The sequence below is a fragment of the Halobacillus faecis genome, assembly GCF_007991335.1.
Classification (GTDB): domain Bacteria; phylum Bacillota; class Bacilli; order Bacillales; family Halobacillaceae; genus Halobacillus; species Halobacillus faecis.
This window is the reverse complement of sequence record NZ_BJYD01000012.1, coordinates 177,275-192,250: the sequence shown is the minus strand read 5'-3', so window position 1 is coordinate 192,250 and position 14,976 is coordinate 177,275. Positions and strand designations below refer to the sequence as shown.

Annotated in this window: 10 protein-coding genes; 1 reads left to right on the top strand and 9 read right to left on the bottom strand. The window is 43.5% G+C overall.

The window, feature by feature from the left end; all coding sequences use genetic code 11:
- Positions 1–47: 47 nt before the first annotated feature.
- From rpoN to glgB, 9 genes are all read right to left on the bottom strand, one after another.
- Positions 48–1,364 (bottom strand): RNA polymerase factor sigma-54, encoded by a 1,317-nt coding sequence (gene rpoN, locus HFA01_RS07385; protein ID WP_167506197.1) that lies wholly within the window; start codon positions 1,362–1,364, stop codon positions 48–50.
- Between the two features lie 334 nt (positions 1,365–1,698).
- Positions 1,699–3,063 (bottom strand): FAD-binding oxidoreductase, encoded by a 1,365-nt coding sequence (locus tag HFA01_RS07380; RefSeq protein WP_146814744.1) that lies wholly within the window; start codon positions 3,061–3,063, stop codon positions 1,699–1,701.
- 250 nt (positions 3,064–3,313) lie between these two features.
- Complete coding sequence (locus HFA01_RS07375; protein ID WP_146814742.1) at positions 3,314–3,688, bottom strand: PH domain-containing protein; 375 nt, start codon at positions 3,686–3,688, stop codon at positions 3,314–3,316.
- A gap of 11 nt (positions 3,689–3,699) precedes the next feature.
- Positions 3,700–5,619, bottom strand: coding sequence for a glycoside hydrolase family 13 protein (locus HFA01_RS07370; RefSeq protein WP_146814741.1), 1,920 nt, complete (start codon positions 5,617–5,619; stop codon positions 3,700–3,702).
- A gap of 24 nt (positions 5,620–5,643) precedes the next feature.
- A complete protein-coding gene (locus tag HFA01_RS07365) occupies positions 5,644–8,082 on the bottom strand; it encodes a glycogen/starch/alpha-glucan phosphorylase (RefSeq protein WP_146815095.1) in 2,439 nt (812 codons plus the stop codon).
- A 29-nt stretch (positions 8,083–8,111) separates the two neighbouring features.
- A complete protein-coding gene (gene glgA / locus HFA01_RS07360) occupies positions 8,112–9,542 on the bottom strand; it encodes a glycogen synthase GlgA (RefSeq protein ID WP_146814739.1) in 1,431 nt (476 codons plus the stop codon).
- A 117-nt stretch (positions 9,543–9,659) separates the two neighbouring features.
- Complete coding sequence (gene glgD, locus HFA01_RS07355; protein WP_146814738.1) at positions 9,660–10,766, bottom strand: glucose-1-phosphate adenylyltransferase subunit GlgD; 1,107 nt, start codon at positions 10,764–10,766, stop codon at positions 9,660–9,662.
- Positions 10,767–10,778: 12 nt separating this feature from the next.
- A complete protein-coding gene (locus HFA01_RS07350) occupies positions 10,779–11,939 on the bottom strand; it encodes a glucose-1-phosphate adenylyltransferase (protein WP_146814735.1) in 1,161 nt (386 codons plus the stop codon).
- On the bottom strand, positions 11,929–13,848 hold the full coding sequence (gene glgB, locus HFA01_RS07345) for a 1,4-alpha-glucan branching protein GlgB (RefSeq protein ID WP_146814733.1): 1,920 nt from the start codon (positions 13,846–13,848) through the stop codon (positions 11,929–11,931). Before glgB ends, HFA01_RS07350 begins: the two co-directional genes overlap by 11 nt.
- 713 nt (positions 13,849–14,561) lie before the next feature.
- On the opposite strand from glgB, the gene HFA01_RS07340 reads away from it, so the two are divergent.
- Positions 14,562–14,975, top strand: coding sequence for a DUF948 domain-containing protein (locus HFA01_RS07340; RefSeq protein WP_146814731.1), 414 nt, complete (start codon positions 14,562–14,564; stop codon positions 14,973–14,975).
- Position 14,976 lies beyond the last annotated feature (1 nt).

The window sequence follows — 14,976 nt, the reverse complement described above, 5'->3', positions numbered from 1 at the left end:
CTCATCTATCTTCTACTAGACTATCCCCTTTTTTTTAGGGAATTAACCTAGGAATGTAGAAGAATAGGAGATCCACCTTCCCGTGCTGATGCCCTTCGTTTTGAAGATGATGGGAGATTGAGAGACTCTCGATATTTGGCAACGGTCCGGCGTGACACTTTGACGTTATGCTTTTCCTTTAGTTCTGTTGCCATCTTTTGGTCTGACAAAGCCTTCAGAGGGTTTTCCTTTTGAATCATCTCTCTTATTAAAGTTTTAATCTGCTGAGAAGAAATTTCTCCTCCATCCGCAGATTGATATCCCGTTACAAAAAAGCTTTTTAATTCATATATACCTTTCGGTGTCTGCAAGACTTTGTTGGCAACGGTCCGACTGATCGTCGATTCATGGACATCCAGTTTTTCAGCCACCTTTTTCAACGTGAGTGGCCTTAATGAACCTCCATTCAAAAACCCTCTCTGGTGTTTAATAATCACTTCCGCCACTTTCAAAATGGTGTTTTGCCTTTGCTCTATACTTTGCAGAAGCCAGCGTGCTTTTTTATAACAGCCATCCAAATAATCTTGAGCATCTTTTCCCTCTTTGTACATTCGAACCAACTGCTCATCCCACTGAATGTGACCACTGACAGAAAAAGGGTCACGCAGGACATAACCTCCATCTTTTTTCTCTAGTATTAAATCAGGCATCGCCGGGATATCATTCTGTCTGCTATCCGGAAGTAATGGACGTGGTTCTAAAGACTGAATGGCTTCCATGGCTTCGACCACACACGCTTCGTCTATGTCCAGCTCACAGGCTACTCTTTTGAAGTTCTGAGCAGCTAGGTCCTCCAAATGATTCTCTATCAATACGGATAAGACAGAAGAGTCCGGATGCTTTTTATCTACTTGTAAGAGTAAGAATTCCTTGAAATTCATACATCCGACACCCATCGGTTCAAACTGTAGTAAAAGTCGTCTTGCCCGTTTTACCAAAATTAATGGGTGACCGGTTTGCAGCGCTGCTTCTTCTTCAGAAATTGTGCAAAACCCGCGTTCATCTAAATTTCCAATTAAAAATAGGAGTGCTTCTTTTAAAGACCGGTCAACCTTCAGCCAGCCTGCTTGTTCCACCAATCCCTCACGCCAGTTCTTTTCGTCGGGTACCATTTGATCAATCGGATCACGATAAGCATCTCGATGATTACGATTGGAAAGAATTACACTCGGGGTTTCTAACGTTAAAATGGGGTTCTCATGGATCTCATGCTGGATATATTCCCACAATTCAGCAGAGGTCCATTGAAGCATCGTGATTGCTTGACGCATTTGTGTTGTCATTACTAAGCCTGTCGTTTGCTTATGAGTCAATTCAAGCTTCATTTCCACACCTCGTTTTGATAACGCTTTCATTGTTGTTTAACAGTATATATCTATTACTTATGATGGGCTAATCAGACCAAAAATTCAAATATATATAGAATTTTTAGATTCCTAGTGTAGTTTTATCACTAATGCTCCCTATTCTTGAAGACTTATCTTCGAGACTTTCTTGGTAGAAAGGAGATAGGCGAGATACCACCCCTAACGCCAAACAAGGCAACAACTTCCGAAAACCACGACGAAACTGAGTATTCAAGTATCCTGCCAGATAGGTGAATAGTTTCTAAGAAAAATCCACCTTCTATAAGATACAGAAGGTGGATTTCTGGTTATTTTAGACTTTTTGCTTGGGTTTGATGTTATGGTTCCTTGAAAAGACGTTGTAAGGGTCGTATTTTACCTTGATTTCTTGTAAGCGTTGGTAGTTGGAACCATATGTCTTCTCAATGACACCTTCATCTGGATCAATGCCATTCAAGTATCCTGCACCGTTCAATGAAAGTGGAGCGAAGTTTTCATAGAATCGATCGGCCCAATCGCGAGCGACTTCATCATTGCCTGGTTCATAAACGAGGTCAAGCAGCAATAAATAATGACTGTCTCTGACGGAAAAGGCATTATAATCAGCAGGGATTCTATTGACTTGTCCATGCATTTCCCATAGCTGGAATAATAGTCCGCCTGGCGCTTTATCCTTTTCTTCTAGTAATTGTTTAAAAGCATCCTCACTGAGGTCTTTGAAAAACAGCGACGTCCCTTGAAAGCTAGCGCCCTGGGGTACCATAGGGTCCAGCTTTTTTTGCAGGTTTGAATATGGAATAACGCCAGTATTATCGATGATCGGTTCGGCTAATTTCCTCAAAGGATCAATGATGGACTTTCCGTCATTTGCATCACCTGCATACATCCCGGCAATCACCATAACCGCTTTATTGTGCAAGAATTCCGGGAGCATCGGTGCTGGGGGCAGATCCATGACAGTCATATTGACACTAACTTCATCAGGAGCATCCGATAAATACTTGTTCAATTCACGGAAGACCTGCATCCCGTCCTTCAAGTCATACATAATGTCAAACGCCAACACTTCAGGTCCAACGGGATGTAAATTGAATTTAAATTCAGTGACTACACCAAAGTTGCCACCACCTCCGCGGATAGCCCAGAATAAATCAGCATTCTTGTCTTCGTTGACCACTAATTGTTCTCCAGAAGCGGTCACGATGGTGGCCTCCACTAATTGGTCACAGGATAAACCTAACACCCCTCGTAGATACCCGACACCACCTGATAAGGCCAGGCCGGCAATTCCTGTTTCTGAAACGGTTCCGGTTGGCATGGCCAACCCATATTTTTGTGTTTCTTCATCGATATCCGCAAGAGTAGCCCCACCTTGGACAGATACGGTTTGCGATTCTTTATGTACTTCTACGGTTGTCATCTGAGAAAGATCGATGAGTAAGCCACCCTCTGTCAATGAGGTTCCTGAAACGTGGTGACCTCCGCCTCTGACCGCAACCTCTAAATCGTTTTCCGTTGCATACCTCACTGCTTCTGATACATCCCGCGCATCTTTACATACAACGATTACGGATGGTCTTTTTGTAATGGCTGCATTGAATATTTTCCGAGTCTCTTCGTATTGCTCATCACTAGGTACCAAGACCTTCCCTTGAATGCTACCTTTCAAGTTTGTCATTCTAAACTCCCCTTTTTCTAATAGTCACGATCCTCTCATGTGAAAAATGACACCTGAACATAATACTACTTCTATAGATAAAATACCATCCCTTCCTAAATTATCCCTTTTTTAAAATAAATAGTTTATGTATTATTATGTTTCATGATCGTTCGAAGAGAACCACCAAACTCCCGAAGCAAAAGGCATAAAAAATAAGCCTGGAATGTACATTCCAGGCTTATTTTCAGAATTGTTTCACGTGGAACATCTATAATACATAGGTGGCCAACGTTTGTTGAACTTCCTCAATCGGACTGTCCTTCTTAAAGAGCTTCCCGATTGGTTCATTCGATCCGGATAGCCAGATTTTCAATTCGGAATCAAGGTCAAAGCTCCCTGCTGTCTCGACACTGAAGTGAGTGATGCTTTTATAAGGAATCGAGTGGTATTCAACCTTTTTCCCTGTCATGCCTTGCTTATCAATGAGTAGCAAACGGCGGTCAGTGAAAATGAAAGAGTCTCTCAAAACTTTGTACCCGCTTTGAATGTTTTCCTCTTCAATAAGAATCCCTTCGAGCTCTCTTTCAAGCTTATCGATATCCACCTGACTGGCATTGCCCATCAGACCATCTAAAAACCCCATCGGAATTCCTCCTATTTCATTAACCGTAATAACATGGCCTCACATGGTTCGAGTTCGATGGTTAACACATTGTTTTTCGAACTGAATATCCGTTTTTTGTTTTCTAAATGCTGCCACTTTCCTTTTTGAATCGGCAGGTTGATCTCGATCTTCTTTCTTGAATTTCGGTTAAACAAATAAAGCATTCGTTCATTACTTGTTTCTCCATTGAAATGGTCCACACCATTTTCAGTCCAACGTTCGAAGCCAATGACATCTTTATCAAGAGTGAAAGACTTCCAATGACCGGTGCGGAGAGCCGTGTGTTCTTTTCTCCACTGTCCGATTTTTTGGTACCAATCGAGCAATTCTTTATTCTCCCGCCCCCAAGGGTATGGTTTTCGATTATCAGGGTCAGCCCCGCCTGTGACGCCGGCCTCGTCTCCATAATACAAGGAAGGCACCCCTGGAAAGGCATAGAGCCATAGACTGAGAGATTTGATTTGCTTGATAATCAGTTTCTCTGCTTCCTCTTGACTAAAATCATCTGGAAGATAGTCTTCCAACATTGTTTGAATTCTTTCTACATCGTGACTGGAAAGCATATTCATGACGGCATAGAAATACTCTTTCGGATAATGTTCACTTAATGTCATAAGTCGGCGATGGACGGTATAAGCGTCCATTTCACCCTTCATGAAATCGAGCATCAAGCGACGCATGGGGTAGTTCATTACGGAATCCAGGACACCACCCAGGAAGTAGTCCCGCCTTTTTCCATAAGCCGTTTTGTTGGAAGCATCCTCCCACACTTCACCAAGGAGAACACTTGATTCATCCTTTTTCTTCAATTGACGGTAGATTTGACTGATCAAATCGTCGGTCAGTTCATCAGCCACGTCCAGACGCCAGTTTTTCATTCCTGATTGCTGCCAAGTTTTGATAACACTCTCTTTATCATGGACAAGAAAGTCTTGATAGTCTTCGTTTTCTTTATTCAATGTTGGAAGCGTTCCGACGCCCCACCATGCATCATATTCATCCGGATAATGGTGGAAGGTGTACCAGCTGTAATACGGGGAGTTTTTAGACTGATAGGCACCGAGAGAATCATACTTTCCCTCTCGATTAAAATAAATGCTGTTACTTCCGGTATGGCTGAAAACTCCGTCCAGCATAATTTCAATCCCTTTCTCGGCTGCTTCCGTGATTAATGTTTCCAGATCTTCTTTCGTTCCAAGGAGAGGGTCGATTTTGTGGTAATCGCCGGTATCATACCGATGGTTGCTTTCCGCTTCGAAAATCGGGTTCAAATAAATAACGGATACACCTAAACCTTCAATATAGTCGAGCTTTTCCGTTATCCCTTTGAGATTTCCGCCGAAGAAGTCCCAACGAATGACTTCTCCGCGTTCATTACGAATATAGACAGGATCATTTTCCCAATGGGCATGGATCAGACTCGTCTCGGGCGCCTTCTCCATTTCAAGCTCCCCTGCAGCATAAAAACGGTCTGGAAAGATTTGATACATCGTGGCGTTCTTCCACCAATCCGGGGTTTTATATGAAGGGTCGTACACTGTGATCTGCCACGATGGAGGTATGTGATCATATACCTGCCCTTCCCCGCTTTCGTAGCTTTTTTCCCGTCCGTAAAAAAGGGTCTGGTCCTCCAGGGTAATTTCAAAAAAATACCAGATGAGCTGTGGCCTTTCAGGCATTCGGATTGTAGCTTCATAAGATACCTGCTGATGTTCCTGACTGCAAAGGTCCATCTCCTTCGTTTTTTCATCATCTGTGCGGTCTAAGATGTAGTGAAGGATGACGTGGGAAACCCGGTACCGATCACTGATGTCAATTTTGAGCGTAACAGGAGAACCCTTCGGCGCTGCACCGAAAGGCTCTCGATAAGATTCTTCAAAGCTATTATGATACATATCCTTTTGTCTCACACATCCGTCCCCCTAAATAGTACCTCACTTCAACGTCTTCACACGTTGAATGTCCCATATATCGCGGGCATATTCCTGAATGGTCCGGTCGCTTGAGAAAACTCCGGATTGAGAGATATTGACAAGACTCTTCAAGTTCCATTGACGTTTACGTTGGTAATCCTGACTCACTTTCTTCTGAGCTAATACGTAGCTTGCGAAATCTTTGAGCACGAAGTATTCATCGTTATAAGTCAGAAGGGCATCGTAAATTTCCTGAAAATCCGTCTCTCCTTTGGAGAACGGGCTATAATGAATGAGTTCATCCATGATGTGACGGACACGTTCATCATTATTATAAACCGTTCGGGAAGAATAAGATCCGTTTCGGTAATAGTCCCACACTTCATCAGACGTTAAACCGAAAATGTAAATATTATCATCTCCGACAAGATCATGGATTTCCACATTCGCTCCATCCATGGTTCCAAGGGTCAGTGCTCCATTCATCATGAACTTCATGTTCCCTGTTCCTGAGGCTTCTTTTGTGGCCATTGAAATCTGTTCACTTACGTTGCTCGCAGGAATGATCTTCTCTGCGATCGAAACCGAGTAGTTCGGCAGGAAGACTACTTTTATATAATCCTTCACATCAGGGTCGTTATTGACCACGGATGCGATGCGGTTGATGAGTTGAATCACTTTTTTTGCAAAGTGATAGCTTGGCGCTGCTTTTGCTCCGAAAAAGAAAGTTCTCGGAACGATATCGAGCGTCGGGTCTGATTTCAATTCATTATATAAATGCATAATATGAAGGGCATTAAGCAGTTGGCGTTTGTACCCGTGCAGGCGCTTGATATGGACATCAAAGATGGAATTCGGGTCGACCGTGATTCCTTGCGTGTGTTTGACCCATTTGGCAAAGTCCACTTTGTTTTCCTGCTTGATTTCATGAAGCTGGTCAAGAAAAGCCAAGTCATCTTTAAAGTTTAGCAAACGGGTCAGCTGTTTCGGCTCTTTCTTCCACTCCTCACCAATGGCCTCGGTAATGACAGAGGTCAACGGATTGTTGGCATGCATTAACCAGCGACGATGGGTAATGCCGTTCGTTTTGTTGTTAAAACGCTCAGGAAATGTATTATAAAAACGTTTCATTTCACGTTCCTTCAGTATATCCGTGTGGAGCTTAGCCACCCCATTAATGCTGTGACTGCCGACAATACTCAAATGGGCCATCTTCACCTGACCATCAGCCACGATGGCTAAATCCGCGATTCGATCAAATTCTCCAGGATAGGTTTTCCATAGACCCTGGCAAAATCGTTCATTGATTTCGTTGATAATCATGAATATTCGAGGAAGCAGTGTCCGTACGAGCCCCACCGGCCATGATTCGAGAGCTTCACTTAATGTCGTGTGGTTTGTGTAAGAAACAGAGGACTGCGTAATTTCCCAGGCTTCTTCCCAACCAATCCCTTTTTCATCCATCAGGATTCTCATCAGTTCAGGAATAACAAGGGCCGGGTGTGTGTCGTTGATATGAAGCGCTACTTTTTCAGGGAACGAGGACCATGGAAGTCCCAGCCTTTCAAAGGAACGCACAACCGATTGCACACCTGAAGACACTAAGAAGTATTCCTGCTTCAAACGAAGACTTTTGCCTTCTTCCGTAGAGTCGTCAGGATAAAGGAAATCCGAAATGGATTCGAGGGATCGTTTATGGTCTAGAAAGTGACCGAAGACCCCTTCCCTTTCTGCTTTTGTCATCGTATCTTCCACCGTAGGTTCAGCAGACCAGAGCCGTAACGTATTCACTGTATCGTTGTGGTAACCGACAACCGGTACATCGTAAGGGACGGCCTGGATGGGTTCATAGTTTTCGTATTTGAAATGTAGTTTTCCATCTTTATCTCTTGTCGATGAAACATTTCCGCCAAAGCGGACTTCAATCGCATCTTCCGGGCGGCGGACTTCCCAGACAAATTCTTTTGAGAGCCAATAATCTGGAAACTCTACCTGTTTTCCATCAATGATATGCTGATCGAACATGCCATATCTATACCGCAGACCATAGCCATGTCCAGCTAATTCTAAAGAAGCAAGGGAATCAAGAAAACAAGCAGCCAATCGCCCTAAGCCGCCATTACCAAGGCCTGCATCACTTTCCTTCTTTTCAAGTTCTGATAAAGAAAGCCCGAGATCCGCTAATCCTTCATCGACGAGCGAAAGTACGTCCAAGTTCAATAAATTGTTGCCCAGCAGACGTCCCATCAAAAACTCCATAGAGAAGTAATACACCTGCTTCGTTTTATTCATTTTGTACTCCCGATTCGTCTTCAACCAATCTTTATTGATCTTCTCGCGGATCAACGCCCCGAGCGCCCGATACGTATCGAACTCGGATGCTGTGTCAATGGTCTTACCAAACTTACTTTCCAACTGCGCTTTGAATTCTGACTTGAATTCTTCTTTGTCACTGAACATCACCATGAAGGTTCCTCCTATCACCCCTGCTAACGAAACATGGATTGATAAAGATCCATATATTGTTCAGCAGAGTTTTTCCATGTGAACTTACTCTTGCAAATGTTCTTCACAAGATTCTGCCAAGCAGCAGGTTCCTGATAGAATTCGAGTGCTCTGCGAATGGTGTACAGCATGTCATGGGCGTTGTAGTTTGTAAACGTAAATCCGTTCCCTTCTCCCGTCTCTTCATTATATGGTTGAACGGTGTCCACAAGTCCACCCGTTTCCCTTACAATTGGAGCAGCCAAGTATCGTAAAGCGATCAACTGGCCGATGCCGCATGGTTCAAAACGGGACGGCATAAGAAATAGATCACTCGCCGCATAAATCTGTCTGGAAAAAGGTTCTGAAAATCGGATGTTCGTTGACATTTTTTCTGGGTGTCGGTGCTGAACCCACTGGAGCATCTGTTCATATTGGTATTCACCGGTACCAAGCAGGACGATCTGAACATCTTCGTGATGTAATAACTCATCAATGACCCGTCCGATCAAATCGAATCCTTTTTGCTCCACAAGCCTGGAAACGATGCCAATCATTGGAACATCTTTTCTGACCGGCAAACCAAGCTCTGCCTGCAACCACATTTTGTTTTGGCCTTTCTTAATTAAAGAACTGCGATAAGGAAATGCCAGGGTATCGTCTTTCATAGGGTTATAGTTTTGATCGTCGATGCCGTTGACGATCCCAATCAATTCATCAGTACGTTTTCGTAACACTCCATCTAGGTTTTCCCCATAATAAGGCGTTTGAATCTCCTTTGCGTAAGTTTCACTGACCGTTGTAATGAAATCCGCGTAATTCAAGGCCCCTTTCATAAAATTGATGTCTCCAAAGAATTCAAACGCATCATCCGTCATCATGCTCTCATCAAAATCCATCAAATCATGAAGCACAGATTGGGCAAATACGCCTTGATACTTCAAATTATGGATCGTAAAAACGGTTTTCATACCTTGAAGTTTCTCGACATCCTTGTAGTGGGTATGTAAGTAAACCGGAATCAACCCAGTCTGCCAGTCGTGGCAATGCAAAACATCAGGTGTCCAGTCCATCTCACAGACCCAATCCATTACGGCACGGTTAAAGAATACGAACCGTTCTGCTTCATCGTCGTATCCATATAGATTGGAACGCTTGAAATAATACTCGTTATCTATGAAATAAACAGGAATGCCTTCATAATTGATGTATTCGATTCCTGCATATTGGCTGCGCCAGCCAAGCTGCACATTCATTTCACCTAGGTGTTCCAGCTGTTCTTTCCAGTGATCATCCATGTTTTCATATTTCGGTAGGACGACTCTGACATCCGCGCCCTGCTTTTTCAAGGCATGAGGGAGAGAACCGAGAACATCGGCAAGACCACCTGTTTTTATAAAAGGGGTACACTCAGATCCAATCATCAATACATTCACGTTTGACCCACTCCTTAAAATTTTGTTAGAAACATGTTCAAAACATCACGTATGCGCTGATTACATGAAAAGGACTGTCAGAGTGATGAGATCCGGACAGTCCCTTCCATTGGGGTGTTACATTGTTCTTCTTTTCGCTACGACATACGGCTTCTCTGGAGCACCGATTAATGTCTTTCCGTTTGAAATGCTGCAATCTTTATCCAGGATGACGTTTTCTAAAACGGCATTGCTATCAATTTCACAACGCTGCATAATGATGGAATTTTTGATAACCGCTCCTTCAGCAACTTTTACACCGCGGAAGAGAATGCTGTCTTCAACATGACCTTCAATGACACATCCATTGGCAACCATGGTATTGGAAACGTTGGATGTAGCCGTATAGTTGGAAGGTGCTTCATTTTTGATTTTCGTGAACACGGGAGCATCGTCTTTGAACAATTCATCGTGTTCCTCTGGATTTAATAGCTTCGCACTGTTGCGATAGTAGCTTTCCACAGAATTCACTAAGGCATGACCACCATGGTATTCATACGCATGGATGTTGATTTCAGGCAATTTGGCTTTGATCCCATCCAGGAAGAAATGGGAACAGCCGTGGGCGATGCATTTCTCGATCGAACTGTATAAAAGATCTTTCTCAATAATGTACATATCCATGTACACATTGTTATTGCTATGATCATTGTGGATCGCTGTCACCCGGTTGTCTTCATCTACGTCAAGCTTGTGGGCTCTTTGATGTTCTGGGTAAAGTTCATCCACTTTTTTATAGACAACCGTAACATCTGCACCAGAGCTCTTATGTTCTTGTAGGACATCTTGATAGTTGATATTGCAGATATGCTGAGAACCCGAGACGACGATATAGTTGGCTAACGTTCGATTGATGAAATCGATATTGTTGTGGAAATGCTGCAAGTCCCCTCGTGAGATGTCTGTTGGATCATTCCAGTCTGGAGGAAGGATGAACAACCCTCCACGCTTGCGGTCCAAGTCCCATGCTTTCCCTTGCTCCAAATGGTCCATCAGGGAGCGGTACTTTCTGCGGGCGAATACCGCCACGGATTCGATCCGGGAATTCGTCATATTTGAAATGGCAAAGTCGATCATCCGGTAACGCCCCGCAAATGGTACGGCTGCGCCACAACGGAAATAGGTCAACTCATCCAACATGTCTTGTTCGTGATCTAAGTTTATGATTCCTGCTATACGATCCATAAGATCCTCCCTTTAACTATTGGTAGCATAACTTGTGGCAAGGACACTTCCCTCATCTGCCACGAGTGTGATTTCGCTGTCTGGTGATGGGTCGCCGATGACCGCTCCATCTTCAATGACGCTGCCTTTTGAAATGATGGCACGGTGAATCTTCACATTTTTACCGATTTTTACATCAGGCATGATGACACTGTCTTTGACAACAGAAGTTTCATCCACGTGGACACCATAGAAAATGATCGATGTATCTATGGTCCCTTTAATTCGGCACCCTTCATTGATCAATGCATTTCTCACGTGAGCTGTTGGTGCGATATATTGCGGCGGCTGATTCGGGTTCTTTGAATAGATGCGCCACTTTTGGTCACTCAAATCCAACTCAGGCTCCTTCTTCAGAAGGTCCATGTTCGCTTCCCAAAGGCTGTCGACCGTCCCGACATCCTTCCAGTAACCTTCGAACGTGTAAGCCATCAATTTTTTATAATCATAAAGAAGAGCTGGAATGATGTCCTTCCCGAAGTCATGGGAAGAATTTTCTTTCTCCGCATCTTCAATCAGGTACTGTTTCAAAACATCCCAACGGAAGATATAAACACCCATAGACGCCAGGTTGCTCTTCGGATTCTCTGGTTTTTCATCGAACTCAGTAATTCTTCCATCTCCATCCGTGTTCATAATGCCAAAACGGCTGGCATCATCCCACGGCACTTCAATAACCGATATCGTTGCATCAGCACCGGACCCTTTGTGATAATCAAGCATTGCACCATAATCCATTCTATAAATATGATCACCGGAAAGTACGAGAACGTGTTCCGGGTCGTATTGATTCAAAAACTTCAAGTTACGGTAAATGGCGTTGGCTGTTCCGGTGTACCACCCACCGCCTTCGGCCTGCATGAATGGAGGGAGAACGGAAACACCGCCATACTTGCGGTCAAGATCCCATGTGTCTCCAATGCCGATATAGTCGTTTAAAATCAATGGTTCATATTGGGTAAGGACACCGACCGTGTCGATGCCTGAATTCGTACAATTGCTCAATGGAAAGTCTATGATTCTGTATTTTCCACCAAAGTAAACCGCTGGCTTTGCAATTTGTTTGGTTAATGACTTCAGTCTGGTGCCTTGACCGCCAGCCAGAAGCATTGCTACACATTCTTTATTTTTCATGATTTTCCTCCTTGGATACTGAAGTTCTTTTCAAGAAGCTCACACCGAGCGGGGGAATCGTCATGGTAATATGCTGATCTTGTCCTTGCCATGGAGAAGGTACGCTTTCTAAAGGCAGACCGTTTGTCTGTCCAGAACCTCCGAAATGTTCCGCGTCGCTCGAGAAGATTTCTTTATATGAGCCGTGTTTCGGTACTCCTACTTTGTAATCGTGGTAAACTTCTGGAGTGAAGTTGCAGACGACCACCAGTTGGTCATTCGATGTTCGACTGTTGCGGACGAATGATATGATGCTCTGCTCGTAGTTGTTGGCATCGATCCACATGAAGCCTTCTTCCTTATGGTCGAGTTCCCATAAGGCAGGCATATCTTGATACAATTGGTGCAGTTGTTTCGTATAATCCAATATGGAGGCATGGGAATCATAATCCAAAAGCTCCCAATCGAGATCCTCTAAATCTTTCCACTCATCGAACTGTCCGAATTCACCTCCCATGAACATGAGTTTTTTCCCTGGGTGGGCATACATATAGGCTAGAAAAGCTCGCAAGTTCGCAAACTTCTGCCAGTAATCACCCGGCATTTTATTTAGTAACGACTTCTTGCCATGAACGACCTCATCATGAGAAATCGGTAATACAAAATTTTCGGAAAAAGCATAGAACAAGGAGAAGGTGATCAAGTTATGGTGGTACTTCCGGTGAATCGGATCCATCTCCATGTACTTGAGCATGTCGTTCATCCAGCCCATGTTCCATTTATAATTGAAGCCGAGGCCGCCTATATACGTTGGCGCACTGACAAGCGGCCACGAGGTGGACTCTTCGGCCATCATTAACACATCAGGCGTTTCCTCAAAGATTGCTTCGTTCATTTTCTTAATGAATGATACGGCTTCAAGATTTTCACGGCCGCCGTACTCATTCAGCTCCCATTCGCCATCTTCCTTGCCGAAATCTAAATAAAGCATGCTCGCTACAGCATCCACGCGCAAACCATCGAGGTGGTATTCCTTCAACCAGTAGATCGCATTGGAAATGAGGAAGCTTTGTACTTCATGTCTGGCAAAATCGAATGTAAGCGTGCCCCACTGCGTTTTTTCAGCTTTACTGGGGTTCGCATATTCATAGAGAGCTTCACCATCAAACCGGCGCAACCCATGGGCATCCTTACAGAAATGACCCGGAACCCAATCCAATATGACACCGATCCCATATTTGTGACACTGGTCGACAAAATATTTGAAATCATCGGGGGTTCCATAACGGGAGGTGACAGAATAGTACCCGGTCGCCTGGTAGCCCCATGAACGATCAAAAGGGTGCTCTGTCAATGGAAGGAGTTCAATATGGGTGTACCCTAGATCTTTAACGTAAGGGATCACCGTGTCAGCGTAGTCCCGATAATTATAAAAGACCTCAGGTTCGATGTTTTTCCATGATCCTAGATGAAGCTCGTAGATGGACATCGGAGATTCATAGGGATTCTTCGCCTTTCTTTGCTTCATCCATTCGTCATCACCCCAAGAGTAATTGTCCAAAGGGTAGACGACAGAAGCCGTATCAGGGCGAAGCTCACTGGAGATTGCATATGGATCCGCTTTCAGCTGTAGATGTCCGTGAGCCGTTAAGATCTCATACTTGTAGATCGTGCCTTTTTCAAGACCAGGAATGAAGGCGATCCAAATTCCGTTATCATTGATTTTTTCCATCGGATTCTCCCGGCCGTCCCACTCATTGAACATTCCGACGACGCTCACTTGAACCGCATTCGGGGCCCAGACAGCAAAACGGACGCCTTTCTCACCGTTTCTCGTCTCCGGATGCGCCCCGAGCAGCCTGTGACTGTAGCGGAGGTTTCCTTCATGGAATAAATAGATATCATGCTCTAAAGTTGTATCTTGGACCACACCATCACTCCTCTTTAATTAGTAGATTGTTAGTTTTTGTAGATGAACATGCAAAAAAATTACGTGTTTTATTTTTGCCTATATTCATCATAAAATCAGAAAACCTCTTTTACAATTGCTATTAATAAAAATTTTCTGAAAAGTTTTGTCGAATCGTGACGGATTTTTATACATACCCCTTATTCCTGCTTACTTTTAAATTAACGTTTATAAGTAAGCGCTTGCATTATTATGTACTTCCCTCTTCCTTTTATGGAAAAACCTTACTCATACAAAAGATTCCAAATATAGGACTTTTATAGTGGTAAACAGACCGAGATTTTGATTGGAAGATTTCTTTTTATATTTTGACTGACTCTCAACCTTTAAATAAGAAAAGCCTCAGCCAAGAGGATTTTTATTCAAGGTATGGTCGGAAGACAACCTGATTAGATTCGTTGTGGTCAGGAATTATCTTGCAAAGATCAAGGAGTCATGAGTAGCCTATTAATCCCGGAAAGAAAGGAAACGCTATTCCTAGTTTTGAGGAAAATGGACGATTCTTCCGAATTACATAAACTTCTAGCGAGGAGAGTGTTTCATTGAAAAAGATTAGTGGTATAGCTTTACAAGAATTAACGGGTCGGCTGGAGGAAAATGCTCCAGTGGCTTTTTTCTCTATTGGCAAAAAGACAGATAGAGAAATCCCTAAAACATAAAAGAGGTGAAGAGTCATGTCATTAGCGGGAATCAGTTTACTCATCATCGCGATTGCCTTTGCATTCATAGCCATTTTCGTTGTGAAAACACTGAAAGCTGCATCGAGTACTATGACGAGTGTTTCACAAACATTAGAAAAAGTTGAAGGGCAGATGCAAGGCATCACAACAGAATCGGAAAGCTTACTTAAGAAAACGAATCACATTGCTTCAGATATTGAGACCAAAACGAAGACACTTGACGGTCTGATGGATGCCCTCAGCAATGTCGGTACGACTGTCGGTCATGTGAATCAATCCATCCAAGGTGTTTCTGAAAGTGTCGCGCACGCATCTCACGAAAGAGATGAAAAAGTCACAAAAGCACTCCGCTGGGGAGATGCAGCGATTGAACTGTATCTGAAATGGAAGAGAAAAAAAGTACAATAAG